Consider the following 595-nt stretch of genomic DNA (forward strand, 5'->3'; position numbering starts at 1 on the left):
GCAGCGGCGTGAGGAGTGATCAACCGCCATGGACATGAACCGTCTCACCGAGAAGTCCCAGGAAGCCCTCCAGAACGCCCAGACCACTGCGATGCGGTTCGGGCACACCGAAGTCGACGGCGAGCACCTGCTGTTCGCACTCCTCGACCAGCCGGAGGGTCTGATCCCGCGACTGGTCACCCAGGTGGGCGCCGACCCCGAGGCGATGCGCTCGATGCTGGAGGCCGAGCTGGCGCGCAAGCCCAAGGTCACCGGCCCCGGCGCCGCCCCCGGACAGGTCTTCATCACCCAGCGCCTGGCCCAGTTGTTGGACACTGCCGAGCGGGAGGCCATGCGCCTGAAGGACGAGTACGTCTCGGTGGAGCATCTGGTGCTCGCGCTCGCCGAGGAGGGGTCCGCCACCGCGGCGGGGCGGGTGCTCAAGGAGCACGGCGTCACCAAGGACGCGTTCTTGCACGCGCTCACGCAGGTGCGTGGCAGTCAGCGGGTTACCTCGGCCAATCCGGAGGTGGCGTATGAGGCGCTGGAGAAGTACGGGCGGGATCTGGTGCTGGAGGCCCGTTCGGGCAAGCTGGACCCGGTGATCGGGCGGGAT

1 protein-coding gene is annotated in these 595 nt (G+C 68.7%); it reads left to right on the top strand.

Annotation, left to right across the window (positions count from 1 at the left end):
• Window positions 1-28 precede the first annotated feature (28 nt).
• Window positions 29-595, top strand: a 567-nt coding sequence (locus JK364_RS54575; RefSeq protein WP_307841741.1) for a Clp protease N-terminal domain-containing protein, incomplete at its 3' end; no start/stop codon positions are given.

The organism is Streptomyces endocoffeicus (genome assembly GCF_016741935.1).
GTDB lineage: Bacteria > Actinomycetota > Actinomycetes > Streptomycetales > Streptomycetaceae > Streptomyces > Streptomyces endocoffeicus.